Source organism: Neisseria viridiae, from assembly GCF_962747995.1.
In the GTDB taxonomy this organism is placed as follows: domain Bacteria; phylum Pseudomonadota; class Gammaproteobacteria; order Burkholderiales; family Neisseriaceae; genus Neisseria; species Neisseria viridiae.
Genome location: NZ_CAUJAJ010000011.1, coordinates 16,923 through 42,707, shown reverse-complemented (window position 1 = coordinate 42,707; position 25,785 = coordinate 16,923). Strand labels below are relative to the sequence as shown.

The 25,785-nt window shown below is 53.9% G+C and carries 29 protein-coding genes and 1 tRNA gene; 9 read left to right on the top strand and 21 right to left on the bottom strand.

Features of this window, described 5'->3' with window-relative positions:
- Window positions 1-21: 21 nt before the first annotated feature.
- From Q9J79_RS07380 to Q9J79_RS07370, 3 genes are all read right to left on the bottom strand, one after another.
- Window positions 22-549, bottom strand: a complete 528-nt coding sequence (locus Q9J79_RS07380; RefSeq protein ID WP_301912145.1) for a phosphoribosyltransferase — start codon at window positions 547-549, stop codon at window positions 22-24.
- 174 nt (window positions 550-723) lie between these two features.
- Window positions 724-903, bottom strand: coding sequence for a 50S ribosomal protein L32 (gene rpmF / locus Q9J79_RS07375; protein WP_004283533.1), 180 nt, complete (start codon window positions 901-903; stop codon window positions 724-726).
- 33 nt (window positions 904-936) lie between these two features.
- Window positions 937-1,437, bottom strand: a complete 501-nt coding sequence (locus tag Q9J79_RS07370; RefSeq protein WP_301912144.1) for a YceD family protein — start codon at window positions 1,435-1,437, stop codon at window positions 937-939.
- 147 nt (window positions 1,438-1,584) lie between these two features.
- Between Q9J79_RS07370 and Q9J79_RS07365 the strand changes: the two genes are divergently transcribed.
- Both Q9J79_RS07365 and Q9J79_RS07360 read left to right on the top strand, forming a co-directional pair.
- Window positions 1,585-2,175 carry a Maf family protein gene (locus Q9J79_RS07365; protein ID WP_301912143.1) on the top strand — a complete coding sequence of 197 codons (591 nt, stop codon included), beginning with the start codon at window positions 1,585-1,587 and terminating at the stop codon, window positions 2,173-2,175.
- Between the two features lie 61 nt (window positions 2,176-2,236).
- A complete protein-coding gene (locus tag Q9J79_RS07360; protein WP_301912165.1) occupies window positions 2,237-2,947 on the top strand; it encodes an SAM-dependent methyltransferase in 711 nt (236 codons plus the stop codon).
- An 80-nt stretch (window positions 2,948-3,027) separates the two neighbouring features.
- On the opposite strand, the gene yidC is transcribed toward Q9J79_RS07360, so the two are convergent.
- From yidC to rpmH, 4 genes are all read right to left on the bottom strand, one after another.
- Window positions 3,028-4,674: a membrane protein insertase YidC gene (gene yidC / locus Q9J79_RS07355; RefSeq protein ID WP_301912141.1), complete on the bottom strand. Its 1,647-nt coding sequence runs from the start codon at window positions 4,672-4,674 to the stop codon at window positions 3,028-3,030.
- A 172-nt stretch (window positions 4,675-4,846) separates the two neighbouring features.
- Complete coding sequence (yidD, locus tag Q9J79_RS07350; RefSeq protein WP_003751554.1) at window positions 4,847-5,068, bottom strand: membrane protein insertion efficiency factor YidD; 222 nt, start codon at window positions 5,066-5,068, stop codon at window positions 4,847-4,849.
- A 64-nt stretch (window positions 5,069-5,132) separates the two neighbouring features.
- Window positions 5,133-5,498 (bottom strand): ribonuclease P protein component, encoded by a 366-nt coding sequence (gene rnpA / locus Q9J79_RS07345; protein WP_301912140.1) that lies wholly within the window; start codon window positions 5,496-5,498, stop codon window positions 5,133-5,135.
- A 2-nt stretch (window positions 5,499-5,500) separates the two neighbouring features.
- Window positions 5,501-5,635, bottom strand: coding sequence for a 50S ribosomal protein L34 (rpmH, locus tag Q9J79_RS07340; RefSeq protein ID WP_002214728.1), 135 nt, complete (start codon window positions 5,633-5,635; stop codon window positions 5,501-5,503).
- Window positions 5,636-5,922: 287 nt separating this feature from the next.
- Between rpmH and dnaA the strand changes: the two genes are divergently transcribed.
- A complete protein-coding gene (dnaA, locus tag Q9J79_RS07335; RefSeq protein ID WP_301912139.1) occupies window positions 5,923-7,479 on the top strand; it encodes a chromosomal replication initiator protein DnaA in 1,557 nt (518 codons plus the stop codon).
- 235 nt (window positions 7,480-7,714) lie between these two features.
- On the top strand, window positions 7,715-8,818 hold the full coding sequence (gene dnaN / locus Q9J79_RS07330) for a DNA polymerase III subunit beta (RefSeq protein WP_301912138.1): 1,104 nt from the start codon (window positions 7,715-7,717) through the stop codon (window positions 8,816-8,818).
- Here the strand turns inward: dnaN and Q9J79_RS07325 are convergent.
- From Q9J79_RS07325 to Q9J79_RS07310, 4 genes are all read right to left on the bottom strand, one after another.
- Window positions 8,787-9,056, bottom strand: a complete 270-nt coding sequence (locus tag Q9J79_RS07325) for a hypothetical protein (protein WP_301912137.1) — start codon at window positions 9,054-9,056, stop codon at window positions 8,787-8,789. The two genes, dnaN and Q9J79_RS07325, sit on opposite strands and share 32 nt — an antisense overlap.
- Before the next feature lie 24 nt (window positions 9,057-9,080).
- A complete protein-coding gene (gene ppk1 / locus Q9J79_RS07320; RefSeq protein ID WP_301912136.1) occupies window positions 9,081-11,138 on the bottom strand; it encodes a polyphosphate kinase 1 in 2,058 nt (685 codons plus the stop codon).
- A gap of 165 nt (window positions 11,139-11,303) precedes the next feature.
- Window positions 11,304-11,747 carry a murein L,D-transpeptidase gene (locus Q9J79_RS07315; protein WP_301912135.1) on the bottom strand — a complete coding sequence of 148 codons (444 nt, stop codon included), beginning with the start codon at window positions 11,745-11,747 and terminating at the stop codon, window positions 11,304-11,306.
- Window positions 11,748-11,753: 6 nt separating this feature from the next.
- Window positions 11,754-12,269 (bottom strand): outer membrane protein assembly factor BamE, encoded by a 516-nt coding sequence (locus Q9J79_RS07310; RefSeq protein WP_301912134.1) that lies wholly within the window; start codon window positions 12,267-12,269, stop codon window positions 11,754-11,756.
- A 264-nt stretch (window positions 12,270-12,533) separates the two neighbouring features.
- Between Q9J79_RS07310 and leuS the strand changes: the two genes are divergently transcribed.
- Together leuS and Q9J79_RS07300 are read left to right on the top strand one after the other, a co-directional pair.
- Complete coding sequence (gene leuS, locus Q9J79_RS07305; protein ID WP_301912133.1) at window positions 12,534-15,164, top strand: leucine--tRNA ligase; 2,631 nt, start codon at window positions 12,534-12,536, stop codon at window positions 15,162-15,164.
- A gap of 265 nt (window positions 15,165-15,429) precedes the next feature.
- Window positions 15,430-16,137 (top strand): M48 family metallopeptidase, encoded by a 708-nt coding sequence (locus tag Q9J79_RS07300; RefSeq protein ID WP_301912132.1) that lies wholly within the window; start codon window positions 15,430-15,432, stop codon window positions 16,135-16,137.
- Window positions 16,138-16,208: 71 nt separating this feature from the next.
- Here the strand turns inward: Q9J79_RS07300 and Q9J79_RS07295 are convergent, their stop codons facing one another.
- From Q9J79_RS07295 to tpiA, 6 genes are all read right to left on the bottom strand, one after another.
- A complete protein-coding gene (locus tag Q9J79_RS07295; protein WP_301912131.1) occupies window positions 16,209-16,409 on the bottom strand; it encodes a hypothetical protein in 201 nt (66 codons plus the stop codon).
- 109 nt (window positions 16,410-16,518) lie between these two features.
- Entirely contained in the window at window positions 16,519-16,830 is a 312-nt protein-coding gene (locus Q9J79_RS07290; RefSeq protein WP_301912130.1) for a helix-turn-helix domain-containing protein, read from the bottom strand.
- Complete coding sequence (locus Q9J79_RS07285) at window positions 16,827-17,195, bottom strand: type II toxin-antitoxin system RelE/ParE family toxin (RefSeq protein ID WP_301912129.1); 369 nt, start codon at window positions 17,193-17,195, stop codon at window positions 16,827-16,829. Before Q9J79_RS07285 ends, Q9J79_RS07290 begins: the two co-directional genes overlap by 4 nt.
- 887 nt (window positions 17,196-18,082) lie before the next feature.
- Window positions 18,083-18,168, bottom strand: a tRNA-Leu gene (locus Q9J79_RS07275).
- A 13-nt stretch (window positions 18,169-18,181) separates the two neighbouring features.
- Entirely contained in the window at window positions 18,182-18,532 is a 351-nt protein-coding gene (secG, locus tag Q9J79_RS07270) for a preprotein translocase subunit SecG (RefSeq protein ID WP_107819103.1), read from the bottom strand.
- Between the two features lie 6 nt (window positions 18,533-18,538).
- A complete protein-coding gene (gene tpiA, locus Q9J79_RS07265) occupies window positions 18,539-19,312 on the bottom strand; it encodes a triose-phosphate isomerase (protein ID WP_301912128.1) in 774 nt (257 codons plus the stop codon).
- A gap of 159 nt (window positions 19,313-19,471) precedes the next feature.
- On the opposite strand from tpiA, the gene Q9J79_RS07260 reads away from it, so the two are divergent.
- From Q9J79_RS07260 to Q9J79_RS07250, 3 genes are all read left to right on the top strand, one after another.
- The gene (locus Q9J79_RS07260; RefSeq protein ID WP_301912127.1) at window positions 19,472-19,999 is read left to right on the top strand and encodes a free L-methionine (R)-S-oxide reductase MsrC; all 528 of its coding nucleotides are present in this window, start codon (window positions 19,472-19,474) and stop codon (window positions 19,997-19,999) included.
- A gap of 102 nt (window positions 20,000-20,101) precedes the next feature.
- On the top strand, window positions 20,102-20,758 hold the full coding sequence (locus Q9J79_RS07255) for a protein-L-isoaspartate O-methyltransferase family protein (RefSeq protein ID WP_301912126.1): 657 nt from the start codon (window positions 20,102-20,104) through the stop codon (window positions 20,756-20,758).
- A 76-nt stretch (window positions 20,759-20,834) separates the two neighbouring features.
- Window positions 20,835-21,161: a rhodanese-like domain-containing protein gene (locus Q9J79_RS07250; protein WP_301912164.1), complete on the top strand. Its 327-nt coding sequence runs from the start codon at window positions 20,835-20,837 to the stop codon at window positions 21,159-21,161.
- Window positions 21,162-21,213: 52 nt separating this feature from the next.
- Here the strand turns inward: Q9J79_RS07250 and Q9J79_RS07245 are convergent, their stop codons facing one another.
- The 4 genes from Q9J79_RS07245 to pyrE all read right to left on the bottom strand — a co-directional run bounded on the left by Q9J79_RS07245 (window position 21,214) and on the right by pyrE (window position 25,784).
- Window positions 21,214-23,232, bottom strand: a complete 2,019-nt coding sequence (locus tag Q9J79_RS07245; RefSeq protein ID WP_301912125.1) for a prolyl oligopeptidase family serine peptidase — start codon at window positions 23,230-23,232, stop codon at window positions 21,214-21,216.
- A gap of 95 nt (window positions 23,233-23,327) precedes the next feature.
- Window positions 23,328-24,638 carry an amino-acid N-acetyltransferase gene (gene argA / locus Q9J79_RS07240; protein WP_301912124.1) on the bottom strand — a complete coding sequence of 437 codons (1,311 nt, stop codon included), beginning with the start codon at window positions 24,636-24,638 and terminating at the stop codon, window positions 23,328-23,330.
- Window positions 24,635-25,069, bottom strand: a complete 435-nt coding sequence (locus Q9J79_RS07235; protein ID WP_301912123.1) for an MJ0042-type zinc finger domain-containing protein — start codon at window positions 25,067-25,069, stop codon at window positions 24,635-24,637. The genes argA and Q9J79_RS07235 overlap by 4 nt, the downstream gene beginning before the upstream one ends.
- A 73-nt stretch (window positions 25,070-25,142) precedes the next feature.
- Entirely contained in the window at window positions 25,143-25,784 is a 642-nt protein-coding gene (gene pyrE / locus Q9J79_RS07230) for an orotate phosphoribosyltransferase (RefSeq protein WP_002223035.1), read from the bottom strand.
- Between the last annotated feature and the right edge of the window lies 1 nt (window position 25,785).

The window sequence follows — 25,785 nt, the reverse complement described above, 5'->3', positions numbered from 1 at the left end:
AAAATATGCCGTCTGAAAGGGTCAGCCTCGGCTGCTTTCGGCAAGACGGTTGTGTTCGTCGATATCGAGTGCATCCCATGGATAGTTAATCCACCAGTCGTCTACGGTAATGCCGCTGAAATAGGGAATGCCTTCGGGGATTTTGCCTGCTTTGGCTTTGATTTTTTCGTGCAGGACGGCGACGCCGATGGTGCCGAAGTCTTCTTTGAGCAGCTCTGTCAGGCAAAATTCCATGGTAACGCGGCTGTCGTCCACTTCGTCGACAACAAGGACGTTTTTACCCCGTAAGGCTTCGGGGACGGGGTCTAGCCATTGGACTTTTTTGACTTCTTCGGTAACTTGTCCTTCGTTGTCGCTGTCGTAATAAGCGGTGGTTACGGCATAGATAGGAATTTCCAGAAAACAGCGCAGCATACGTGCAGGAATAAAGCCGCCGCCGCCGATAGCGATCATGGCGTCGTATTTGACGCCGGCGTTCCGGATTTTTTCTGACAATGCTTTGATGACGCGGTGGATATCATCGTAGGTGTACCAGATTTTCTGTTTCATCGGAATTTCCTTGGTGGTTGGGGCTTTTGGAATATTTTCACGGAGTATTATACGGAACGCTTTGCCCCTGTGTGTTGACGTATGGCGAAAGTTTGGACGGATGGTGCGTCCAATGCAAAAAAAGCCAGTAATTGCATGGCAATGTTCTGGCTTTTTCAGTCAGTCGAATAGGGATTATTCGCCTTTGGCTTTGACCACTTTGCGGCCGCGGTACATACCGTTGGGGGAGATGTGGTGCGGGCGGTGCACTTCGCCGGTTGCGCTGTCGACAGACAGTGCGGGCGCGGTCAGTGCGTCGTGCGAACGGTGCATACCGCGTTTGGAAGGGGATTTTTTGTTTTGTTGAACGGCCATTTCAAGCTCCTAGATAAATAAACTGTGTCCTAATTAACTGCTTTTCAAACCTGCCAAAACAGCAAAGGGGTTGGGTTTGTCTTGGTTGGCGGATTCCGGAAGGGTATTGCCGCAGTGTCCGTGTCGCGGCGAAAAGGGCAGGGACATCAGGATTTGGTCTTCTACCAATGCGCGCACGTCGAGTTCTTTTTCAATCAGTATGCCTTCGAGTTCTTCGTCGGCAAGCATGGATTCGTCCAAGGACTCTTCGTCGGAAAACAGGATGATACGGCTGCTTTCATCGAGCATGAACGGCATGGGTTTGATACATCTCTGGCAGATCAGGGGCATATCGGCTTTGACGTTCAGGTCGAGGAACAGGCGTTGCAGCCGGTCGCGGCCGCCGGTCAGTGTAAACGATATTTTGGTCTGCCTGTCGGCGGGATAATCGTGCAAACTGACTCGCTCGTCCAATTCTTCCAGCAGAAAACTGCCTTGCAGGTTCTGCCCTTCGGCGGCAAAAATTTCCGGGTCAATCAAATTAGGGTCTGACATAAACGGGGTATGATATAATTTAGATGTTCTAACGTCAATATTTTTAAGAAAAATGTTGCGGTACGCCGAAAGCGGGTATCCGTGTTTCGGCGCATGGCTGGATTTTAACGCCCGTTTGAGTGTGTTTTCAACGGTAAGGAGGATGGGATGGGTTTGGAACTGCCTTTGGTTTTGGGTACGAGTTCGGTTTTCCGCCGCGAACAGATGGAAAGGCTCGGCATTGCCTTTCAGGCGGCATCTCCCGATTTTGACGAAACGCCGATGTTGGGGGAGTCTGCCCCTCAGACGGCATTGCGCCTTGCCGAGGGTAAGGCGCGGTCGTTGGCAGGGCGTTTCCCCGAGGCGTTGATTGTCGGTGCGGACCAGGTGGCGTGGTGCGACGGCAGGCAGTGGGGCAAGCCGATGAACCTTGCCAACGCGCAAAAGATGCTGATGCATTTGAGCGGCAGGGAGATTGAGTTTTACAGCGCGGTCGTTCTGCTAAATACGGTTACGGGCACGATGTGGCAGCATATCGATAAGACTGTGGTCGTGATGAGGAAGTTGGACGAGTTGCATATACTCCGCTATTTGGAGCGCGAGCCTGATGCGGTTTATTGCTCGTGTGCGCTGAAGAGTGAGGATTTGGGTGCATTGTTGATCGAACGGATTGAAAGCAGCGATCCGAATGCTTTAATCGGTTTGCCGGTTTTCCGTCTGGTCGATTTCTTGAAAAATGAGGGAGTGGATGTTTTGTAACTGCCCGTTTATGCCGTCTGAAGGGTTCAGACGGCATTTTTAACCGATGAGTGAGGGAATGATGGCTGCTGTTTTGTATTTGATTCCTACGCCTTTGGGTACGCCTGACACACCGTGCCTGTTGCCGCATGAACAACAGGCGGTTGTCGGGCTGACAGATTTTGTCGTGGAAGCGGAAAAAACGGCGCGTGCGCATTTGAAACATTTGGGCGTGACTACGCCTATCCGCGAGCTGAATCTGCAAACGTTGAATGAACACACGGATTTGAAGACCTTGCCGGAATTGCTGAAACCTTTGCAAGAAGGGCGCAGTATGGGCATTGTCAGCGAGGCAGGCTGTCCGGCTGTGGCTGATCCGGGTGCGAATTTGGTGGCATTGGCGCATAAACACGGTTTTGAAGTACGGCCTTTGGTCGGCCCGTCCAGCTTGTTGCTGGCGTTGATGGCTTCGGGTGCGAATGGGCAGAACTTTGCGTTTAAAGGCTATCTGCCGTCTGAGAAAAATGAGCGCATTCAGAGTTTGAAGGCTTTGGAGCAACGTTCGCGGCAGTGCGGCGAGACGCAGATTTTTATTGAAACGCCTTACCGCAATGATGCGCTGCTTGCCGATGCGGTAGAAAACCTGCATCCTGAAACGCGTTTGTGCACGGCTACGGACTTGACCTTGCCGACACAGGAAATCATCAGCCAGACGGTTGCGCAGTGGCGAAAAAGAAAAGAAATGCCCAATCTGAAAAAACGCCCGACGATTTTTGTGATGTATGCAGGTTGAAGATTTCCGCTCCGATAGGGGGTGAACAATAAAAATGCCGTCTGAACAGGTTTCAGACGGCATTTTTCATGCTGCGGCATCTAGGAAACAACTTCGCCTTGGGCGCGTTGTTTTTCGATGCTGCGGTTGATGTGCCATTGCTGGGTGATGGTCAGGAGGTTGTTGACTACCCAGTACAATACCAGACCGGCAGGGAAGAAGAAGAACATAACGGAGAAAACCAAAGGCATGATTTTCATCATTTTTGCCTGCATCGGGTCGGTTGGCGGCGGGTTGAGGAATGTTTGGGCAAACATCGTTACCGCCATAATCACGGGCAGGATGTAGTAGGGGTCGGAGCGGCTAAGGTCGGTAATCCAGCCCAGCCAAGGTGCCTGACGCAATTCTACGGAGGCGAACAATGCCCAGTACAAGCCGATGAAGACGGGGATTTGCAACAGCATGGGCAGACAGCCGCCCAGCGGGTTGATTTTTTCGTCTTTGTAAAGCTGCATCATCGCTTGTTGTTGCGCCATACGGTCGTCGCCGTATTTCTCTTTGATGGCTTGCAGTTTGGGTGCGGCGGCGCGCATTTTTGCCATAGAGCGGTAAGAGGCGTTGGTCAATGGATACAGTACGGCTTTGACAATGATGGTCAAAACGACGATTGCCCAGCCCCAGTTGCCGATGATGTTGTGCAGTTGGTTCAGGAGCCAGAAGAGCGGCGATGCGAACCAGTGTACTTTGCCGTAGTCTTTTGCCAGTTGCAGGTTGTCGGCGATGTTTGCGATGACGGATGTGGTCTGCGGGCCGGCGTAGAGGTTGATGGAGGCTTCGGATTTCGCGCCGTTTTGGATAGCGGCTAAAGGCACGCTGACGCCGGTGCTGTACAGGTTGTCGTTGCGGCGTTTGATGTCGATACGGCAGTCTCCAGCGGCGCAAACGCTTTGTCCGCCTTTGGGTTGGAGGATCCAGGTGGACATGAAGTGGTGTTCAATCATGCCGAGCCAGCCGGTTTGGGTTTTGCGGGCGTATTCGGCTTCGTTTTTGCCTGATTTGGCATCGTCGTCCAAGTCGGAGAAGCTGACTTTTTGGAATTTGTCTTCAGGAGTGTACACGACGGGGCCGAGGTAGGAACGTGTGAAGTAGCCTTGGCCTTCCGGTTGGCTGTGGTCGCGTACGATGCGGTAGTCCGCGCTCAGGTTGGTGGGCTTGCCGCTGGTGTTGGTGATGTCGAAACGGACGTTAACCAAGTAGCTGCCTTTGGTGAAAGTATAAACTTTGTCGATTTTCAGTCCGTTGGTTTCGGGTGCGCTCAGGCGGACTTCGACTTTGTCGCCGTTGAGGCTGTATTGTTTTTGGGCGGCGGTAAAGCCGATGCCTTTCAGAACGTTGTTGCCTTGCGCGTCCAAAAGCTCGGATTGGGCAATGTAGGTGTATTCTTTGCCGTCGCCAAACAGGACGAACGGTTTGTTTTCGTCGCCGGTTGCTTTGTATTTGAGCAGGGTCAGCCGGCGCAGGTCGCCGCTTTTTTCATCAATGACGGCTTGTACCGTGTCGGTCGTTACGGTAATCGGCGTTGCGGGCGCGAGCGCGGCTTCGGCGGAAGCGGTTGCGGCGGTTTGCCGCTGTTGCTGCGCGGCTTGTCCGGGCGCGGGCGCGGTTTGGGGGGCGGGGAACATTTTTTCCCAGCCGATCATAATCGCCAGCGCGATGGCGAAGAACGCCGTGAGTCTTTTAAAATCCATATAGAGTTTCCTGAATGGTCGGAAATGCCGCAGGTTGCGTGTTCCGATAGACGGGGAATAAGGGTGGGCTTCATACCCGACGGTCGTGCCGCCAGCCCGAAGTTTCAGACGGCATTATATAGAAACCGATGGGAAATAAAAGGAAAGCGTGCAGTTCGGGCGGCGGGGCGGTTCAGGGGACGGGGTCGTGTCCGTGTCCGCCGAGGGGGTGGCATCGGGCTATGCGTTTTGCCGCAAGCAGGCCGCCTTTGAATGCGCCATATTTTTTGACCGCTTCGACCGCGTATTGCGAACAGGTCGGCGTATAGCGGCAGCGCGGCGGAATCAGCGGGCTGATGCAGTATTGGTAGAACCTTATCAGTCCCAGCAGGAGTTTGGACAATAGAAAGTTCATCGGGATGTTCCTTGTATGGGAAACCCGTTGCCGTCTGAACCTTGCCTGCAGAGTACCGTTCTGATCATACCTGTTTCCCGCATCCGGTTGCGGGGTTGCCGAACATGAGTTGTGCCAGTTCCGCCCTTGCCTGTTTTGCGGTAGCCCTGTCGAATTTACGGCGGACGCGCACGACGAAATCCTGCGGCGGCAGCTGGTTTTTGTTCAATCTGAACCAGTCGCGGATGACGCGTTTCATATAGTTCCGTTCGTTGGCGCGTTTGGCGGTTTTTTTGCCGACCACCAGACCGATGCGGGGATGATTCAGTCCGTTGCCGTTTGAACGGGAGACTTGCAGAAGGTCTCGGCTGCGGCGTTTCCTGAATGCAAAAACGGATGAAAAATCATCCGTTTTTAACAAGCGGTACTGCTTTCCGAAGCGGTAGTCCAAAATTATACCGCCAGGCGTTTGCGGCCTTTGGCGCGGCGTGCGGCCAATACTGCGCGGCCGCCGCGTGTTTTGGAGCGCACCAGGAAGCCGTGGGTGCGTTTGCGTTTGGTAACGGAAGGTTGATAAGTGCGTTTCATGATGTTTCCTAAAAATCGGTAGATAGATAAACTGTGAATTACACTCTAATTTGCCGCTTTTGTCAATCAATATAGAAACTTTGCAGGAGGATTGCCCGATTGCCTGCGGATTTCTGCCGCCTTTCTGTGGATAAATTTTTGCACGGGTTGTGGATAAAATATTCGTGAGTCGGTATAATCGGGCAGTCGCGTTTTGAACCGACGCGCGTTCAACAGATTTGTTTTCTTTTTGAAAATATTATATTTTCTTTGTTTTCGATTTCATTTTTACCGATTCGAGCCTATCCATGACATTAGCAGAGTTTTGGCCGCTGTGCCTCCGCCATCTTCACGATATGTTGCCTCACGGGCAGTTTGCGCAATGGATTGCGCCCCTTACCGTCGGTGAGGAGGGGGGCGTATGGGTGGTGTACGGCAAGAACCAGTTTGCCTGCAATATGCTCAAGAGCCAGTTTGCCGGAAAAATAGAAGCGGTGAGGGAAGAGTTGGCTGCCGGCCGTTCCGCCTTCGTATTCAAACCGGGAGAAGGCGTGTGTTATGAGATGGCGGCGGTTGAAGGTGCTGTCGAACCTGCCGAGCCGTCCTTGCACGCGGGGTCGGAGGAGATGCCTGTGCAGGAGGTTCTGTTGGACGAGCTGCCGTCTGAAGAGCCTGTCAAACCCGCTGCGTCGAAAACGGCGGCAGATATTCTGGCGGAACGTATGAAAAACCTCCCGCATGAGCCGCGCCATACTGCCGAACCTGCTTCCCGTCCGGAATCGGAGGTGCTTGCGAAAGCGCGGACGGATGCGCAGCGTGATGCGGAAGAGGCGCGTTACGAACAAACCAACCTGTCTCCGGATTACACGTTTGATACGTTGGTAGAAGGTAAGGGCAACCGCCTTGCAGCTGCCGCCGCGCAGGCGATAGCGGAAAGTCCGGGACAGAGTTATAACCCGTTTTTTCTCTATGGCAGTACGGGTTTGGGTAAAACCCACCTGGTGCAGGCGGTCGGCAACGAGCTGTTGAAAAACCGTCCCGATGCGAAAGTGCGCTATATGCATTCGGACGACTATATCCGCAGCTTTATGAAGGCGGTTCGCAACAATACCTATGACGTATTCAAGCAGCAATACAAGCAATACGACCTGCTGATTATCGACGACATCCAGTTCATCAAAGGCAAAGACCGTACGATGGAGGAATTCTTCTATCTGTACAATCATTTCCACAACGAGAAAAAACAGCTCATCCTCACTTGCGATGTGTTGCCTGCCAAAATCGAAGGCATGGACGACCGGCTCAAATCGCGTTTCTCTTGGGGTTTGACTTTGGAACTCGAGCCGCCCGAATTGGAAATGCGCATCGCCATTTTGCAGAAAAAGGCAGAGGCGGCGGGTATCAGCATCGAAGACGAGGCGGCATTGTTTATTGCCAACCTGATCCGTTCCAATGTGCGCGAGCTTGAAGGCGCATTCAACCGCGTCAGCGCGAGCAGCCGCTTTATGAACCGCCCCGTCATCGATATGGATTTGGCGCGTACGGCGTTGCAGGACATTATTGCCGAGAAGCACAAAGTCATCACCGCCGACATCATCATCGATGCGGTGGCGAAATATTACCGCATCAAAATCAGCGACGTACTCGGCAAAAAACGCACGCGCAACATTGCCCGTCCGCGTCAGGTTGCCATGAGCCTGACCAAAGAACTGACCACTTTGAGCCTGCCGTCTATCGGCGATTCGTTCGGCGGACGCGACCATACGACCGTCATGCACGGCATCAGGGCGGTGGCGAAACTGCGCGAAGAAGATCCGGAATTGGCTCAGGATTATGAAAAGCTGCTGATTCTGATTCAAAACTGATGGAAAACGTTTTCAGACGGCATGATATTGCCCATGCCGTCCGAAGGGTAAAGATATAGCGGATTAACTTTAAACCAGTACGGCGTTGCCTCGCCTTAGCTCAAAGAGAACGATTCTCTAAGGTGCTGAAGCACCAAGTGAATCGGTTCCGTACTTATTTGTACTGTTTGCGGCTTCGTCGCCTTGTCCTGATTTAAATTTAATCCACTATACAAACTGATTTAAAGGAGCGAACATGTTGATTTTACAAGCTGAGCGCGACAGCCTGCTCAAGCCGTTGCAAGCTGTTACCGGCATTGTCGAACGCCGCCACACCCTGCCTATCCTGTCCAATGTGCTGATTGAGGGCAGGGACGGTCAAACCCGGCTTTTGGCAACCGATTTGGAAATCCAAATCGATACCTCCGGTCCGGAATGCAGTGCGGCGGATTTTCGTATTACGACCAATGCCAAGAAATTTCAGGATATTTTACGGGCATTGCCGGCAGGTGCATTGGTTTCGTTGGATTGGGACGACAACCGTCTGACGTTGAAGGCGGGCAAGTCCCGTTTTGCCCTGCAAACCCTGCCTGCCGAAGATTTTCCGCAAATGAATATCGGCAAGGATGTCAGTGCCGTTTTCGAGTTGGAACAGGAAGCCTTCAAGTCCATGCTTTCACAGGTTCAATACAGTATGGCGGTGCAGGACATCCGCTATTATCTCAACGGTTTGCTGATGCAGGTTGAAGGCGGGCAATTGCGCCTTGTGGCGACAGACGGACACCGGCTTGCTTATTCGGCTTGCGCCATTGATGCGGATTTGCCGCGAACCGAGGTTATTTTGCCGCGCAAAACGGTTTTGGAGCTTTTCAAACTGTTGAATAATCCGTCCGATCCGATTCAGGTAGAACTCTTGGACAAGCAGGTTCGCTTCCGTTGCAACGGCACAACCATCGTCAGCAAAGTCATTGACGGCAAATTCCCTGATTTCAACCGTGTGATTCCTTTGGATAACGACAAGATTTTCGTGTTGTCGAGGGCGGAATTGTTGGGCGCGTTGGAACGTGTGTCCATTCTTGCCAACGAAAAATTCCGTGGCGCGCGCCTGTTCCTGCAACCCAGGCTGTTGAGTGTCGTGTGCAGCAACAACGAGCAGGAAGAAGCGCGCGAAGAAATCGAAATCGCCTATCAGGGCGGCGAACTCGAAGTCGGTTTCAATATCGGCTATCTGATGGACGTGTTGCGCAACATCCATTCCGACGATATGCAGCTTGCCTTCGGCGACGCCAACCGCTCGACGCTGTTTACCGTGCCGAACAATCCGAATTTCAAATATATTGTGATGCCGATGCGGATTTGACGGTTTTCCGGAGCACGATGCCCGTATTGGAGATATGCCCCGAACCGTGCAGACGGATTCGGGGTTTTGTTCGGCTGTCGGAAAGGCAATGCCGTCTGGAATGCGGCGGATTGGGGTTGGGAGCGTATAGGGGAAGTGCTTGTGCGGAAATGGCGAAGGTGTGTTTTTGATTCCAGTCCGCCCTGTTTAGATTGCTGCAAAACCATGCCGTCTGAAACGGAAAGGTTTCAGACGGCATGGTTTTTGATTGGGGCGGTACGGGTCAGCCTCCGAGCAAATCCCACAAATCGTTTTGCAGGTCGGCTTCGCTTTCGCCCTCGGCAGGTGCGGCGCGGATATAGCTGCCGTCCGGCTGCATCAGCCATGCGTGGGTGTTGTCGTCCAGTGCCATGGTCAGTCCTTCATGTATAACGCGCTTTTTGAGGGTCAGCGTGGTAACGGGCGTTGCTACTTCAATGCGGCGGAAGAAGTTGCGCCCCATCCAGTCTGCGCTGGAAATGAACGTATCGTCCGCGCCGTTGTTGTGGAAGCAGTAAATCCGTGAGTGTTCGAGCTGTCTGCCGACGATGGAGCGGACGCGGATGTTTTCGGACAATCCTTTTACACCGGGACGCAGGGTGCACATGCCGCGCACAATCAAGTCGACTTGCACGCCTGCCGCGCTGGCTTGGTACAGCGCATCAATCACGCTCGGTTCGATAAGCGAATTCATCTTGGCAGTAATCCGTGCCGGCTTGCCTGCTTTGGCGTGTGCGGTTTCCTGCCTGATGCGGTTGATGACCATTTTGTGCAGGGTAAAGGGGCTCTGATAGAGCTTGTTCAGACGGCCGGGTTTGCCCAAACCTGTGATTTCCATAAACAAAGTGTTTACGTCGGCGGTAATTTGGTCGTCGTCGGTAATGATGCCGAAGTCGGTGTAGATGCGCGATGTGCCTTGGTGGTAGTTGCCGGTACCGAGGTGGGCGTAACGTTTGAGCACGCCGTCCTCGCGGCGGATGACCAGTGCCATTTTGGCATGAACTTTATAGCCGAATACGCCGTAAACGACGTGTGCACCTGCATTTTCAAGCTGTTGCGCCCAGTTGACGTTGTTGGCCTCATCAAAACGCGCCATCAGTTCGACCACGACGGTTACTTGTTTGCCGGCGAGTGCCGCCTTCATCAGGGCGCGGACAAGTTCGGAGCGCGTGCCGGTGCGGTAAATCGTCATTTTGACGGCAAGCACGGCGGGGTCGGCGGCGGCTTCGCGCATCATTTCGACCACGGGATCGAAGGATTGGTAGGGGTGGTGCAGCAGGATGGGCGATTGGCGCACTAAATTGAAGATTGGGCTGTTTTTGCCCAAGGCTTTCAGACGGCCCGGCGTGTGCGGCGGGAATTTCAAATCGGGGCGGTTGACTAGGTCGGGAACGGCGTTGAGGCGTACGAGGTTGACCGGACCTTTGACTTGGTAAAGTTCGGCAGCGGTCAGTCTGAATTGCGACAGCAGGAAGTCGCGGATGTAGGCTGGACAGGTGTCGGCGACTTCGAGCCGCACGCCGTCGCCGTATTCGCGGTCGTGCAGTTCGTTTTGAATGGCGGCGCGGAGGTTTTGTACGTCTTCTTCGTCAACGGTCAAGTCGCTGTCGCGCGTGAGGCGGAACTGGTGGCAGCCTTTGACGTTCATGCCCGGGAAAAGTTTGCCGACGTGGGTGTGGAGGATGGACGACAGGAAGACGAAGCCGTGTCCGCCGCCACACAGTTCGGACGGCAGGGGAACAACGCGCGGCAGGATGCGCGGTGCCTGGACAATCGCCATACCCGAGGGTCTGCCGAATGCGTCTGTGCCGTCGAGTTCTACGGCAAAGTTCAGCGATTTGTTCAGCGGGCGTGGGAACGGGTGGGAGGGGTCAAGGCCGATGGGGGTCAGAATCGGCAACAACTCACGGTCAAAATAGTCTTCAATCCATTTTTTCTGTGTGTCTGTCCAATTTCGGCGGCGGTAAAAAAAGATGCCTTCTTGTGCCAGTTCCGGTTGAAGGACGTTGTTAAACAGGTCGTATTTGTGCTGAATCAGCGAACGTGCTGCCTTAGTAACGTCCGCAATGGTTTCAGACGGCATTTTGCCGTTGTCCAGCCTGCGCCGGGGGTGCAGCTTGTTTTCACGCTTGAGCCAAGCCATGCGGACTTCGAAGAATTCATCGAGGTTGGATGAAACGATGCACAGGAAACGCAGACGTTCCAGCAGGGGGACGTTTTTGTCTTCTGCCTGCGCCAAAACACGGCGGTTGAATTCCAGCAGGCTCAGTTCTCGGCAGAGGATGCGGTTTTGTTCGTGCATAAGGTTCTCCTAGGTGCTGTCTGATTGTTCTGTTGGAAAAGGTAGGTAATGCCCCTGAAATCTTGAAGGTGTTTTTAACGTTTTTCAGACGGCATATGCATGGCTTTTATCAGGATTTGGGGCATGATGTGAAAACGGATACCGCTATATACGGTATCCGTCTGTTTAAATTACTTCCAATACAAAATAATGGCGCAGTTTTTCGTATACCGCGTCGCTTACGTTGATGCAGCCGTTGGTCATAATCCTGTCGGACACAACCGAAGATGCGATACGTTCGCTCCGTCTTTCCGAAGGTATCTGATTCCAAACGCGGTGCAGGGCAAACAGGAAGTCGCCTTCCTGTTTGAAGCCGATAACTTCGCCGCCGTATCCGGGTTTGTCGGTGCTGTTCAGTGTCAAATCAAACTTTCCTTTGGGTGTGGAAACGCCGATAAGGACAGGATGGCACTGATGGTCATCGGCAAAACAGAGTTCCGCTTTGGATGTGTTTACGATGACTTTTTTCTTTTGAATATAGGCACTGACCGCATCCGGTTGCCCCTGTGCATATACGGGGTCAACCATCGATAGGCAGCATAATATCCCTAAAAACAGGCGGAACGGCATATTGGATTATTGGCGGATACGTTTAGGCGTTGCCGGTACGATTTCGCGGATAATGACTTGCGGCTCGGCTTTAGGTGCAGGTGGTGGGCAGACGGCATCTTTCGGGAATACGGGATTCCAGTAGAAGCTGCGGGCAAATTTGTCTTTATCGAAAATCACTTTGTATTGGCAGGTGGTAATGCCTTCTACACCGGAAGTGTTTTCAGGGTCGATACCCACGCCCGGGGTATGGAAGTGGAACAGGTAATCCCATTCACGTACGCCGTACATGCCTTCATCGTAATGCGGGCGACCCAGGATTTTGTAGATGTCGTCTTTGGTCAGGCCGGGGCGCATCTGATCCAGTTCGTCATAAGTCGGGAATGTGCCGCGCTTGTTGTCGAGCGTTACGGAATAGGGTTTCGGGAAAACTGGATTGTCGGTCGTGCCGTCGGCTTTGACGTTGCTTTTGGTTGCGCAGGCAGACAGAACGCTGGCTGCCAATACTGCTAAGCCAAGTTTAACGATTTGTTTTGTTTTCATGTGCAAAGTCCTTTTTGTCTGATACCTGTTTGCCGTCTGATTTGGCAGACTTGTTACAGGGAGTTTAAACGTTTGATTTTGGTTTGTAATATTAGCATAAAAAACGTGCGTATCAGTAAACGCAGTGTATTTGTACGGCATACGGAATGATGCGCGTGCGAATTTACGCATCCTGCCGGCAATTTGCCGATTCGCCGACATCGGCAACCTGTTATAATTCCTCTTTTAAATTCCTAACGTTTTCAAGCGAAAAACAGAATGACCATGCAAGAACAATATCAACCCGCCGCCATCGAGCCTGCGGCGCAGAAAAAATGGGATGACGCCCGTATTTTCAACGTCTCCGAAGACGCTTCCAAACCCAAATACTACTGCCTCTCCATGTTCCCTTACCCCAGCGGCAAGCTGCACATGGGGCATGTGCGCAACTACACCATCGGCGACGTATTGAGCCGCTTCAAACGCTTAAACGGCTTCAACGTCATGCAGCCTATGGGTTGGGACGCGTTCGGCATGCCGGCGGAAAACGCGGCGATGAAAAACAACGTCGCCCCCGCCGCTTGGACCTACGACAACATCGAATACATGAAAACCCAGCTCAAAAGCCTGGGTTTTGCGATTGACTGGGAGCGCGAAGTTGCCACCTGCAAACCCGAATACTATCGCTGGGAACAATGGCTGTTTACCAAGCTGTTTGAAAAAGGCATCGTCTATCGCAAAAACGGCACGGTAAACTGGGACCCGGTCGACCAAACCGTATTAGCCAACGAGCAGGTCATCGACGGACGCGGCTGGCGTTCCGGCGCATTGATCGAAAAACGCGAAATCCCGATGTATTACTTCAAAATCACCGATTACGCCGAAGAGCTGCTCAATGATTTGGACAAGCTGGAACACTGGCCGGAACAAGTCAAAACCATGCAGCGCAACTGGATCGGCAAATCTCGCGGTATGACCGTGCGCTTCGCCGTTTCAGACGACAGCAAACAAGGCTTGGAAGGTGATTACGCGAAATTCCTGCAAGTTTATACCACCCGCCCCGACACGCTGATGGGCGCGACTTATGTTGCCGTTGCCGCCGAGCATCCGCTGGCAGCCGCCGCAGCCGCCGACAAACCCGAATTGCAGGCATTTATCGCCGAATGCAAAGCCGGCTCGGTTGCCGAAGCCGATATGGCGACGATGGAGAAAAAAGGCGTGCCGACCGGCCGCTACGTCGTCAACCCGCTCAACGGCGACAAGCTGGAAGTGTGGATTGCCAACTATGTATTATGGGGCTACGGTGACGGCGCGGTAATGGCGGTTCCGGCGCACGACGAACGCGATTTCGAGTTCGCCACCAAATACAATCTGCCGAAAAAACAAGTCATTGCCGTCGGCGACAACACATTCGACGCAAACCGATGGCAAGAATGGTACGGCGACAAAGAAAACGGCGTATTGGTCAACAGCGGCGACTTGGACGGCTTGGATTTTCAGACGGCATTTGATGCCGTTGCCGCCAAGCTGCAAAACCAAGGCGCGGGCGAACCGAAAACCCAATACCGCCTGCGCGACTGGGGCATTTCGCGCCAACGCTACTGGGGCTGCCCGATTCCCATCGTCCATTGCGAAAAATGCGGCGACGTACCCGTCCCCGCCGACCAACTGCCCGTCGTCCTGCCTGAAAACGTCGTACCCGACGGCATGGGTTCGCCACTGGCAAAAATGCCCGAGTTTTACGAAACTGCCTGCCCGTGCTGCGGCGGTGCGGCGAAACGCGAAACCGACACCATGGACACCTTCATGGAGTCAAGCTGGTATTTCTTCCGCTACATGTCGCCCAAGTTCGCAGAAGGCATGGTATCGGCTGAAGCCGCGAAATACTGGGGTGCGGTCGACCAATACATCGGCGGTATCGAACACGCGATTCTGCACCTCCTGTACGCGCGTTTCTTCACCAAACTGATGCGCGACGAAGGCTTGGTCAATGTTGACGAACCATTTGAACGCCTGCTGACTCAAGGCATGGTTGTTTGCGAAACCTACTACCGCGAAAACGACAAAGGCGGCAAAGACTGGATCAACCCCGCCGATGTCGAGCTGACTTTCGACGACAAAGGCCGCCCCGTTTCCGCCGTCCTTAAAGCCGACGGACTGCCCGTCGTTATCAGCGGCACGGAAAAAATGTCCAAGTCCAAAAACAACGGCGTCGATCCGCAAGAACTGATTAACGCCTACGGCGCGGACACCGCCCGCCTGTTTATGATGTTCGCCGCACCGCCCGAACAGTCCCTCGAATGGAGCGACAGCGGTGTCGAAGGCGCGCACCGCTTCCTGCGCCGCCTGTGGCGTACCGTTTACGAATACCTGAAACAAGGCGGCGCGGTCAAAGCGTTTGCAGGCAGCCAAGACGGTTTGTCTAAAGAACTCAAAGACCTGCGCCACAAACTGCATTCCACTATCGCCAAAGTCAGCGACGACTACGGCCGCCGCCAGCAGTTCAACACCGCCATCGCCGCCGTGATGGAACTGCTCAACCAATACGACAAAACCGACACCGGAAGCGAACAAGGCCGCGCCGTCGCCCAAGAAGTATTGGAAGCCGCCGTACGCCTGCTGTGGCCGATTGTGCCGCACATTTGCGAAACCTTGTGGAGCGAATTAAACGGCGCGAAACTGTGGGAAGCAGGCTGGCCGGCAGTCGATGAAGCCGCCTTGGTCAAATCCGAAATCGAAGTGATGGTTCAAGTCAACGGCAAACTGCGCGGCAAAATCACCGTTGCCGCTGACGCATCCAAAGCCGACCTCGAAGCCGCCGCCCTTGCCAACGAAGGCGCAGTGAAATTCATGGAAGGCAAGCCTGCGAAGAAAATCATCGTCGTACCGGGCAGACTGGTGAACATCGTGGTGTAAATCTTTTTAAAAACATTAAACAATGTTAAGATGCCGTCCGAAATCCGTTTTGGATTCAGACGGCATTTTTTGAATTTAAATTTTTAAGGGATAAGCCTAATATGAAATTTCCTTCCTTCCTTCCTTCCTTCCTTCCTTCCTTCCTTCCTTTAAACGGATAGTCTGTCTGTCGGCAGCAATCTCGATATTGGGAGGTTGTGCGGTCGTTGCTGATGTTTACGGTCATGATTCCGCCACAATGAACGCTACGGCTGCCAAAGATTATATGAAAACGGTTGAGTTGAACAAGTCTGCCGGCAATGTCGATACCACATCCAGAACAGCCCGCAGGGTGCAGGCAGTATTTCGACGTATGCTGCCTTATGCCGATGCGGCAAATAATACCGGCCATAGGTTTGACTGGAAAATGACGGTTTTCAAAAACGATGAGCTGAACGCGTGGGCGCTGCCCGGCGGGAAAATGGCGTTTTATACGGGGATAGTCGACAAACTCAAGCTGACCGATGATGAAATTGCCGCCATTATGGGGCATGAAATGACGCACGCCCTGCATGAACACGGTAAAAATAAGGTCGGGCAGCAAATCTTGACCAATACGGTGGCGCAGATAGGCACGCAGATTATATTAGACAAAAAACCGGACACTAATCCGGAATTGGTCGGATTGGGTATGGATATTTTGGGGACGTACGGCATTACCTTGCCTTATAGCCGCAGCTTGGAAGAAGAAGCCGATGAGGGGGGAATGATGTTGATGGCGCAGGCAGGCTATCATCCGGCGGCCGCTGTCAGGGTTTGGGAAAAAATGAATCAGGAAAACGACCAAAACGGCTTTATTTATGCTATTACCTCTACTCATCCGACAAACAATGCCCGTATAGAAAATCTAAAACGGTTGTTGCCGACCGTTATGCCGGTTTATGAGCAAAGTGTCAGAAATAAGGGGCGCGTTAATAAAAAACGTCGGCGTTAAGGGAAGGGGATCGAGAATTTGAGCCGTTGTTTCAAAATGCCGTCTGAATCCGTTTGAGATTCAGACGGCATTTAAACAGTTCTGCGCCCCGCCCGTTTTGCCTTCAAGCCCGCGCCGCTTAAATCCAACCCCCCTGCAACGGGCGCAAAAAATCCCCGTGCCTCGCGGTCGGGGATGTTTCGGGTTTCGCGCCCGTCTGCGCCGTGCCTTGCTGTCGGGCTATGCCGTCTGCACCGCTGCCGTTTCGGCTTGGTCTGATGCAGTCGGGACATTTATGCGGCTACGCCCTGATATTCGGTTTGGCGGTCTTACCTGTCTTGGCAGGCATATTCAGCAGCGCGTCTATTGTGAACTTGCTGATTTTGCCGTTTGCCAAGTCGGCTACGCAATGGCTTCGATGCCCTTGTTTTTGACGATGGTCAGCAGCTTCAACGCCGCGCCGCTGGGCTTTTTAACGCCCCTCTCCCAAGCCGAAACGTGGTTTTTCCCCACGTTGAGATAGATGGCGAAAGCGGCTTGCGATAGTGCCTCCTTCTCCCTGATTGCCTTGATGTCTTCGCCACTCAAGGGTCTGATTTCAGTCAGGCAGGACTTGTCAAAGCCGCGCATAGTCTTTTTGTCGATTGCGCCGATGTCGTGCAATCCCTGCATGGTTTCGTGTATTGCTGCGAAAATCTCGCTTTTATATTTCATGGCTGTATCTCCGTAAAAGTGCCGTTTGATTTGGCTTGCTCTATGTCGGTTTCTGTCATTGCCAAGATGATGGCGGCGGCTTTCTTTAATTCTGCAAGTTCTTTGTCCGTGATGTTTTCGCGGTCGTTCTTGGCAAAGGCGGTCATGAAAAACGCCCGTTTTCCCTGCCTGAAAAATATCAGGCTGCGATAGCCGCCGCTTCTGCCTTGTCCTTGCCTTGCTATGCGCTGCTTAATCACACCGCCGCCTAAATCTGCGTCTATCAGCCCATTATCCGCCCTCTCTACCGCTTCCAGCAGCTCGGAATCGTTGATTTTGTGCTTCTTGGCAAATTTCGCTATCCACTGGTTTTTGAATATCCGCATTGTGTAGCCGTTGATTAGTGATACTTGGAATTATACCAGAGACAGACAACACGGCAAGCCGTCTTTTTTATGCCCCGCAATTTCTCCGTTTATGCCGCCTGAAACACCGGCGGCTAACCTGATTATTTTTTAATCAATCGCTTTTAATGGCTCAAATTGTGTTTTTAGCGCGTTTCGCTGTCTTCCTATGCCCCGCAATATATAGTGGATTAAATTTAAATCAGGACAAGGCGACGAAGCCGCAGACGGTACAAATAGTACGGCAAGGCGAGGCAACGCTGTACTGGTTTAAATTTAATCCACTATAACCAAGCGGTTTAACCACCTTTCCTCCCAAAAATTGGCGTATTTCCGTGCGTTTCCGCTTTCTGTCCCGATGCACCCGCGCCGCCAAGACGGCAAAAAAACGCAAACATACAAAACCCGCCACCAATCCGTTACTACTTGTTACTGTAATTGTTACCGATTTTTATTTTTTTATTATTTTATTTCATATATTTATTTTTATAATATCTTTCAGTAACGGCGGTAACGGGTAAGGGTGGTGCATTTCTATATAGGGGTTTCCCGAGAACCAAAAAAACCGCCCTGCATCTTGGACGGTTTCCCCCTCATTCCCTACGGTGCGTCAGTATTTCCCCGCAAGCTCTTTTCCGCTTGGCATTCCTGATTTGGCGGTCGTTCAGCTTTATTTTCGCGGTATTTTTCGGATGCCGTAAAAAATCAGGTTAGTTCAATTAGGGCGGATTGGACGGGATTGCACAGTCAGGAAGGGGACGGCAGGATAATAATCAGCCTGAAAAACCTTGTATTGATTGGAATTGGTTGACAGCGTTGGATGGGATTGAACAAAAAACGCCTGAAATTTTCAGGCGTTTTTTGTATGTTGGTGCCGACAGCGAGATTTGAACTCGCACAGCCTACGGCCACTACCCCCTCAAGATAGCGTGTCTACCAATTTCACCATGTCGGCATTTGAAAAACTGTTATTTCTGCTGCTGAGGAACAGGGGCAGAAGGTTCGGTATTGTTTACGGGTTTGGGTGCTTGCTGCGTTTGCCGCACGTTGCTGAAGTCCAAACCGTGTTTTGTCGTGTGGGTGTGAATATACACCATAGCCATGCAGGTTGCAAAGAAAAATGTTGCTGCAACGGCGGTCGAACGGCTGAGGAAGTTGGCGTTGCCCGCCGAGCCGAATACGCCTTGCGCGCTGCCGCTTCCCGATCCGAAGGTCGCTCCTGCATCCGCGCCTTTACCGTGTTGGAGCAATACTAACACGATGACAGCCAAGGCGGAAATGATATTAATAATCCAAATAAGGGTTTTGAAGGCTTCCATATTTTTCTACGCATTTTGTGCGGCACTGATGATGGCGGTAAAGGAGTCGTACGACAATGACGCGCCGCCGACGAGTGCGCCGTCCACATAAGGTACTGCGAAGATGTCGGCCGCGTTGTCCGCCTTCACACTTCCGCCGTAAAGGACGCGGATTTTAACATCGCTTCTGCACAAAGACAAGATTTCTTTGTAGATGAATGCGTGCATATCGGCAATCTGTCCGACGGTGGCGACTTTGCCTGTACCAATCGCCCAAACCGGCTCGTAGGCAACAGCGATGTTTTTGGTATTCAAACCTTGCAGGATGGAAAGCTGGTGGGCGATGACTTCGTGTTCTTTGCCGGCTTCGCGCTCTTCGAGGCTTTCGCCGACGCACAACAATGGAATCAGGCCGACGTTGAGGACGTTTTCCATTTTGCGGCGTTGGATTTCGTTTTTTTCGCCGAAATAAAGGCTGCGTTCGGAGTGGCCGATGAGGACGATGTCTGTGCCGGTGTCGGCAAGCATTTCGGCGGACACTTCGCCGGTGTATGCGCCGTTGTTGGGGAAGCGGCTCACGTCTTGGGCGCAGGTGAGGATGCGGTTGTTTAAGACGATTTGCATGGCGTTGTGCAGTTGCAGCAGGTAAACGGTCGGGGCGGCGAGTCCGATGAGGACGCGTTCGGCGGTGGGGAGGATGCGGAAGCGGTGCATTAGTGCGTTGTTGTTTTGGAGCCGGCCGTTCATTTTCCAGTTGCCGATGACCCATTTTTGATCCCACATTCCGATTTGGTGATACATCTTTTTTGCTCCGTGTCGTGTTTTTTCTGTCTGCCGCGTGTGGCGCGTTGCAATGTGAAGTTTAGTAGATATGCGGCGGGTTCGCAACTTGGGGCGGGCGGCTGAGGGGGCGGTTTGGAATGTTGTTTCGGGCAGGTTGTTTTATAATGGCCGCCTGATATGTATGCAAATATGGGAGATGTGATGCACGCGCTTCATTTTTCGGCTTCGGACAAGGCCGCGCTTTATCGGGAGGTGTTGCCGCAGATTGAGTCTGTGGTGGCGGACGAGGCGGATTGGGTGGCGAATTTGGCGAACACGGCGGCGGTTTTGAAGGAGGCGTTCGGCTGGTTTTGGGTGGGCTTTTATTTGGTCGATACGCGTTCGGACGAATTGGTTTTAGCACCGTTTCAGGGGCCTTTGGCGTGTACGCGGATTCCGTTCGGGCGCGGGGTGTGCGGCCAGGCTTGGGCGAAGGGAGAGACGGTGGTCGTCGGGGATGTCAACGCGCATCCCGACCATATTGCCTGTTCGTCTTTGTCGCGTTCGGAGATTGTCGTGCCGCTGTTTTCAGACGGCCGCTGTATCGGCGTGTTGGACGCGGACAGCGAACATTTGGCGCAGTTTGATGAGACAGATGCTTTGTATTTGGGAAAACTGGCGAAGATTTTGGAGAAGCGGTTTGAGGCTTCGCGTCAGGCGGTTTGAGACTGGCAAAACGGGCGGGCGGCGCGTGCCGAAGTTGGCGCGGCGGTAGTGTGGTTTTATAATGCCTGCCATTGATAAAACAATTATTTGACGGAGCACTAAATGGATTTTGAAAAAGCGCGGTTCAATATGGTCGAACAGCAGATCCGTCCTTGGGATGTGTTGGATTTTGACGTGTTGGACGCTTTGGCGGAGATTCCGCGCGAGCTTTTTGTCGATGAGGATTTGCAGGGTTTGGCGTATGCGGATATGGAGCTGCCGCTTGCCAACGGGCATAAGATGCTGGAGCCGAAAGTCGTGGCGCGGTTGGCACAAGGCTTGAAGCTGACGAAAAACGATACGGTTTTGGAAATCGGTACGGGCTCGGGCTATGCGGCCGCGCTTTTGGCAAAATTGGCGGGCAAAGTGGTGTCGGACGACCTCGATGCCGAGCAGCAAAACCGTGCAAAAGCGGTGTTGGACGGCTTGGCTTTGGACAATATCGATTATGTGCAAAACAACGGACTGACCGAGCCTTCCGCAGGTGCGCCGTTTGATGCGGTTTACGTCGGCGGCGCGGTAAACCTTGTGCCTGAAGTGTTGAAAGAACAGTTGAAGGACGGCGGTCGTATGGCGGTTATCGTAGGACGCAAACCGGTTCAACGCGCACTTTTGATTACGCGTCAAGGCGATACGTTTGAAGAGAAGGCGCTGTTCGATACTTTGGTGGCGCATTTGGACGATAAGGATACTCATCCTTTCGACAGTTTTAATTTTTGATGTTCGGATTGTGATGCCGTCTGAAAGCAGATTGCGTTTCAGGCGGCATTTTGCTCGATTGGTGAAAGGAAACCCGATGGATATTGTACAACTCTCGCCGTTGGCACTGAAAATTTGGATGGATGAGGGACGGGCGTTCCGACTGTTGGACGTGCGTACGGATGAAGAAGCGGCGATTTGTTCGCTGCCGGATGCGGTACATATCCCGATGAATCTGATTCCGCTACGGCAGAACGAGCTGCCGGACGATGGCGTGCCGCTTGTGGTGTATTGCCATCACGGCATCCGCAGCCTGCATACGGCGATGTATTTGGCGGACGCTGGGTTTGAAAACCTGTACAACCTTCAGGGCGGCATCGACGCGTGGGCGGTTGAGGTTGACGCGGAAATGGCGCGTTATTGAAGGCGGCTTCAGACGGCATTCCTTATCGGATACGGTACGGAATGCCGTTTGTTTATGCTGCCAAAAATTCTTTAAGGAACAATAAGACGCACGCCATTTCGTCGGCGGATTCGCGTTGCGTGCTGTTGCCGGTGTGGCCGCCGCCGTCAGGCGAGTAGAGCCAAGATTGCGGCGAGATTTCGCGCAATTTGGCGTAGAACTTGAGCGCGTGGGCGGGATGGACGCGGTCGTCGCTGAGGCTGGTGGTAATGAGCGCTGGCGGATAATCGATGCCGTCTGAAAGATTGTGATACGGCGACAATTCTCCCAGCCAGCGTTTGCAGACTTCGTATTTCTGCGGGTTGCCGTATTCGTCCGTCCAGCTTGCGCCGGCGGAGAGCAGCGGATAGCGGATCATGTCGGTCAGCGGCACTTCGCACACCAGCGCACCTATGCTTTGCGGCTGGCGCACGAAGGCGGCGGCGGTAATCAGGCCGCCGTTGCTGCCGCCCTGCAAACCGATGTGTTTGGGCGAACTCATGCCGCGTTCGGACAAATCGCGCACGACGGCAAGCAAATCATCGACGCTTTTGTGTTTGCTGATTCCCTGCGCCGCCTGATGCCAGCGCGGGCCGAACTCGCCGCCGCCGCGTATGTTCGCCAACACAAAGGCGTTGCCTTCTTCCAGCCAGTATTTGCCGATGCTGCCCAGATAATGCGGCAGCTCGGGCACGCCGAAACCGCCGTAAGCATAGACTAAGGTCGGCGTGTCGGGGGCGGCGTTTTTGCCGACGTGGAAATAAGGGATGCGTTCGCCGTCGGTCGAAGTCGTCCAAAACTGCCGCACGTTGATGCCGTATGAATCGAACTGCTGCGGTTGGCGGCGCATGACGGTCAGTTCCATCACGTTCAAATCCAGCGCAAATAACGTCAGCGGCGTGGTGAAATCGCCGGCGGCAAGGTAAACCACGTCGCCGCCCCAAGGCTGGTCGGTCATTTCCAACGCGCCCGAAGGCAGGCGCGGCAGTTCGACTTCCTGCCATTTGCCGTCGGCAAAACGCCACGCTTTCAGACGGCCTTGTACGTTTTCCAGCAGGCTCGCCACCACAAAACGCTTGGTCGTTTCCACGCTTTCCAATGCCTGCGTTTCATCGGGCGCAAACAAAAGCTGCGCCGCCCCGAGTTCGCCCCGATTCAGCTTCACCGCCACCAGCGCACCGCTCGGATAGCTTTGGTTCGCGCGGTGCCAGTCCTTGCGCAGCGTCAGCAAAAGATGCCCCGCCAGATAGCCGGCCACGTCGCAATCGTTGGGCAGGTTTAACGGTTTCGCCTCGCCTTCGGCTGAGACCTGCAAATAGGTTTTGGTGTAAAAACCGTCCGACGCTTCAATCAAATCAATCGGCGAACCCTGCGGATCGAGGTAACGCCACGCGTTCACCATCATGCCGTCTTCGGCAATTTGATACACCGGCAGGCTTTCCTCGAAACTTTTGCCGCGTTCAACCAGCCATACTTCGCGCGGATAGCCCGATTCGGTCAACTGCCGTTCGTCCCAAGCCGGACACACCCATACGCTGTTTTCATCGCGCCACGACACATGGTTTTTGCCTGCCGGAAAGTGAAAACCGCCTTCTACCAATTCCCCTGCTTCCAAATCCACTTCCAGCGTATACGCCGTATCGCCACCCGATTTGCTCAAGGTCAACAGCGCGCGGTTGGGCTTTTCCACCAAGTGCGACACACCACCCAGATACACATCGTCGCCGAGCAGCTCATCGAAATCCGCCACCGAAAACAAGATTTTCCACTCGGGATAGCCCGAACGGTAGGTCGCCGCCGTGCACACGCGGTACACGCCCTTCGGATATTCCGCGTCCTGATGGAAATGGTACATCCGCGCGCGGTGTTCCTGACAAAACGGAATCTGCCGTGTGTCCTGCATTTGATTCAAAATGCCGTCTGAAAGCGCGCGTGCCTTGCTGTTGTTTAAAAAACGCGCGCACGTTTCGGCATTCGCTTCAGCAGCGAAGTTTTGCGTTTCGGCGGAATCGAGGTTTTCAAAATGGCGGTAGGGGTCGGGGTAGGATTTCATCGGGGTCCTTGAGGGTTGGGCAGGTCTTTATCATCGGGGAAATGCCGTCTGAAACGGGGTTCGGACGGCATTTCTGCGGCGGCTTTCCGTTGCGGTCAGCGGTGCAGGAGAAGCACCAGAATATGCGAGTTCCGTCCGTTGCTGCGGTAGTCTTTGCGCCGCGCTTCGGGCAACTCGTCTTCCGATGCCGTCTGAAAGCCGCGTTCGGCAAACCATTCGCCGGTATTTGTGGAGAGGGCGAACAGCCTGCTTATGCCCATACTGCGCGCCTTATCGATGATGTGGGCAAGCAGGCGTTCGCCGTAGCCGCCGTCCTGTGCCTGCGGCGAGACGGCAAGGCAGGCGATTTCGCCGCAATCGGCTTCGGCAAAGGTTTTCAGGGCGGCGCAACCGTACAGGTTGCCGTCGTGTTCGAGGATGGAAAATTCGGAAATGTGGTTTTCGAGGTATTCGCGGCTGCGGTGCAGCAGGATGCCCTGTTCTTCCAGCGGGCGGATGAGGGCGGCGATGTGCGGGATGTCGCCGCTGTGCGCCTGCCGGATGGAGACGAAGGCTTCTTTGGCAATGGACGTGCCGATGCCGTTGCGGGTGAAGAGTTCTTGCAGCAGGCTGCCGTCGGCGGTCCCGTTGAGGATTTGGACGCGATGCACGCCGCCTTCGAGCGCGGCAACGGCGGACGAAATCAGCCGTCGCGTTTCGCCGCCGGCGTGTTCCGCCAGCGATTGCGCTTCCTGTGCCGAGAGGGTTTCGGCGAGTGTGCCGTCGGGGCGGGAAATGCCGTCTGAAAGGGTCAGGTAAACGAGTTTTTCGGCCTGAAGCGAGACGGCGACGGAGGCGGCGGTTTGAAGCATATCGAGATAGAAGGTCTTGCCGCCGTAGGAATGTCCGAGCGGCGGCAGCCAGACGATATTGCCCGCGTCGAGTTGGAAACGGAGGGCGGCGGTGTCGGTTTTGCGGATAACGCCCGCGTATTCCATATCTATGCCGTCGATGACCCCGACGGGACGGGCGGTCAGGAAGTTGCCCGATATGAGCGGGACGGAAGGCGCGCGCGCGAACCCGGAAACGCTGCCGCACAATGCGGCTTCAAAACGGCTGCGGACGGTGCCGGCAAACTGCTGCGCCTGTCCGAGCGAGGTTTCGTCGGTAACGCGCAAATCCCGGCAATAATGCGGCGTGCGGTTTTGCGCGGCGGCGAGGCGGTCGAGGAAGTGGCGCGCGCCGTGGATGAGGACGAGCCTGATGCCCAGTTGCGACAACAGCCCGATGTCGGCGGCGAGCTTGTTTAAGGTATCGCCTTCGAGCAGGCGGTCGTCTATGCCGGCGACCAGTGTCGTGCCGCGCATTTGGCGGATGTAGGGGGCGGCTTCGCGGAAGTGGGCGACAAAGAGGTCGGGCGCGCTCATAGGATGACGAGGTAGGAAAGCTGCATAATGAGGACGATAAGGGCAAACAGGGTTGCAATAGTCCAGTTGAACCCTTCCTGACGTACAGGGGCGGCGGCAGGCACGGCAACCTGCGGTGCGGCAGCAGGGGCGGCAGCAGGCGCAGGCGGCGTATCGTGCGGGTTTGTACCGCCGTTGAGGATATCGGCGATTTCGTCGCGGGAAATCTGTTTCTTGCCAATGGCGTGCGTGCCGATACGGTGAACGAGTTTGACATCCGAAACAGCTTCGGGCAAATCGTTGAATATAGGTTCTTTCGTGCTTGCCAAATGGTCTTTGGCTTTAAACATCCCTTCGCATTTTTGGCAGACGACGAAGCCTTGGGCGACATTGAGCTGGGTTTCTTTGACCCAGAGACGGGTTTTGCAGTGAGGGCAGAAACAGGCGGGCATGGTATTTCCTCGTGTGTGTCAGGTTTGATGCCGTCTGAGGCGTAAGGTGGTTCAGACGGCATATGCTTTGTTTTTATTCTACGCCGTACTGCCGACGGTAGGCTCGGACGGGTTCGAGGAACTGTCCGAATTCGGGGTTGTTTTGCAACAGGATAAACAAATCGTTCAGGCTGGCGATGGGGGCGACGGGCAGACCGTATTGTTTTTCCACTTCCTGAACCGCGCTCAATTCGCCGGTGCCTTTTTCCATGCGGTCGAGCGCGATGGCGACACCGGCGGGGGTTGCACCCTCCGCTTCAATCAGTTTGATTGATTCGCGTACGGATGTGCCGGCGGAAATCACATCGTCGATAATCAGCACACGCCCTTTAAGCGGCGCACCGACCAACACGCCGCCTTCGCCGTGGTCTTTGGCTTCTTTGCGGTTGTAGGCAAACGGGACGTTTACGCCTTTTTCCGCCAGCATCATCGCGGTTGCCGCCGCCAAAATAATGCCTTTGTAGGCGGGGCCGAACAGCATATCGAATTGGATGCCGCTTTCAATGATGGATTGTGCATAGAATTTTGCCAGTTGCAGCGTGGACAAGCCGTCGTTAAAGAGGCCGGCATTGAAGAAGTAAGGCGACTGCCGTCCTGCCTTGGTGGTAAATTCGCCGAATTTTAAGACGTTTTGGGCGAGGGAGAATTTAAGGAAATCTTGGCGGAAATCAGTCATT

What these genes read in the sequence shown, in the direction of transcription:
- Q9J79_RS07325 (WP_301912137.1), bottom strand. Translation starts at nt 9,056, where the DNA reads ATGCCGTCTGAAACCTTTCCGTTTCAGACGGCATGGTTTTGCAGCAAT.
- Q9J79_RS07315 (WP_301912135.1), bottom strand. Translation starts at nt 11,747, where the DNA reads ATGCCGTTCCGCCTGTTTTTAGGGATATTATGCTGCCTATCGATGGTT.
- leuS (WP_301912133.1), top strand. Translation starts at nt 12,534, where the DNA reads ATGCAAGAACAATATCAACCCGCCGCCATCGAGCCTGCGGCGCAGAAA.
- tpiA (WP_301912128.1), bottom strand. Translation starts at nt 19,312, where the DNA reads ATGTATCACCAAATCGGAATGTGGGATCAAAAATGGGTCATCGGCAAC.
- dnaN (WP_301912138.1), top strand. Translation starts at nt 7,715, where the DNA reads ATGTTGATTTTACAAGCTGAGCGCGACAGCCTGCTCAAGCCGTTGCAA.
- Q9J79_RS07245 (WP_301912125.1), bottom strand. Translation starts at nt 23,232, where the DNA reads ATGAAATCCTACCCCGACCCCTACCGCCATTTTGAAAACCTCGATTCC.
- Q9J79_RS07235 (WP_301912123.1), bottom strand. Translation starts at nt 25,069, where the DNA reads ATGCCCGCCTGTTTCTGCCCTCACTGCAAAACCCGTCTCTGGGTCAAA.
- Q9J79_RS07310 (WP_301912134.1), bottom strand. Translation starts at nt 12,269, where the DNA reads ATGAAAACAAAACAAATCGTTAAACTTGGCTTAGCAGTATTGGCAGCC.
- Q9J79_RS07370 (WP_301912144.1), bottom strand. Translation starts at nt 1,437, where the DNA reads ATGTCAGACCCTAATTTGATTGACCCGGAAATTTTTGCCGCCGAAGGG.
- yidC (WP_301912141.1), bottom strand. Translation starts at nt 4,674, where the DNA reads ATGGATTTTAAAAGACTCACGGCGTTCTTCGCCATCGCGCTGGCGATT.
- Q9J79_RS07290 (WP_301912130.1), bottom strand. Translation starts at nt 16,830, where the DNA reads ATGAAATATAAAAGCGAGATTTTCGCAGCAATACACGAAACCATGCAG.
- Q9J79_RS07300 (WP_301912132.1), top strand. Translation starts at nt 15,430, where the DNA reads ATGAAAACGGTTGAGTTGAACAAGTCTGCCGGCAATGTCGATACCACA.
- Q9J79_RS07365 (WP_301912143.1), top strand. Translation starts at nt 1,585, where the DNA reads ATGGGTTTGGAACTGCCTTTGGTTTTGGGTACGAGTTCGGTTTTCCGC.
- Q9J79_RS07250 (WP_301912164.1), top strand. Translation starts at nt 20,835, where the DNA reads ATGGATATTGTACAACTCTCGCCGTTGGCACTGAAAATTTGGATGGAT.
- rpmF (WP_004283533.1), bottom strand. Translation starts at nt 903, where the DNA reads ATGGCCGTTCAACAAAACAAAAAATCCCCTTCCAAACGCGGTATGCAC.
- argA (WP_301912124.1), bottom strand. Translation starts at nt 24,638, where the DNA reads ATGAGCGCGCCCGACCTCTTTGTCGCCCACTTCCGCGAAGCCGCCCCC.
- Q9J79_RS07360 (WP_301912165.1), top strand. Translation starts at nt 2,237, where the DNA reads ATGGCTGCTGTTTTGTATTTGATTCCTACGCCTTTGGGTACGCCTGAC.
- dnaA (WP_301912139.1), top strand. Translation starts at nt 5,923, where the DNA reads ATGACATTAGCAGAGTTTTGGCCGCTGTGCCTCCGCCATCTTCACGAT.
- secG (WP_107819103.1), bottom strand. Translation starts at nt 18,532, where the DNA reads ATGGAAGCCTTCAAAACCCTTATTTGGATTATTAATATCATTTCCGCC.
- ppk1 (WP_301912136.1), bottom strand. Translation starts at nt 11,138, where the DNA reads ATGCACGAACAAAACCGCATCCTCTGCCGAGAACTGAGCCTGCTGGAA.
- Q9J79_RS07255 (WP_301912126.1), top strand. Translation starts at nt 20,102, where the DNA reads ATGGATTTTGAAAAAGCGCGGTTCAATATGGTCGAACAGCAGATCCGT.
- Q9J79_RS07380 (WP_301912145.1), bottom strand. Translation starts at nt 549, where the DNA reads ATGAAACAGAAAATCTGGTACACCTACGATGATATCCACCGCGTCATC.
- Q9J79_RS07285 (WP_301912129.1), bottom strand. Translation starts at nt 17,195, where the DNA reads ATGCGGATATTCAAAAACCAGTGGATAGCGAAATTTGCCAAGAAGCAC.
- Q9J79_RS07260 (WP_301912127.1), top strand. Translation starts at nt 19,472, where the DNA reads ATGTATGCAAATATGGGAGATGTGATGCACGCGCTTCATTTTTCGGCT.
- Q9J79_RS07295 (WP_301912131.1), bottom strand. Translation starts at nt 16,409, where the DNA reads ATGTCCCGACTGCATCAGACCAAGCCGAAACGGCAGCGGTGCAGACGG.
- pyrE (WP_002223035.1), bottom strand. Translation starts at nt 25,784, where the DNA reads ATGACTGATTTCCGCCAAGATTTCCTTAAATTCTCCCTCGCCCAAAAC.
- rpmH (WP_002214728.1), bottom strand. Translation starts at nt 5,635, where the DNA reads ATGAAACGCACTTATCAACCTTCCGTTACCAAACGCAAACGCACCCAC.
- yidD (WP_003751554.1), bottom strand. Translation starts at nt 5,068, where the DNA reads ATGAACTTTCTATTGTCCAAACTCCTGCTGGGACTGATAAGGTTCTAC.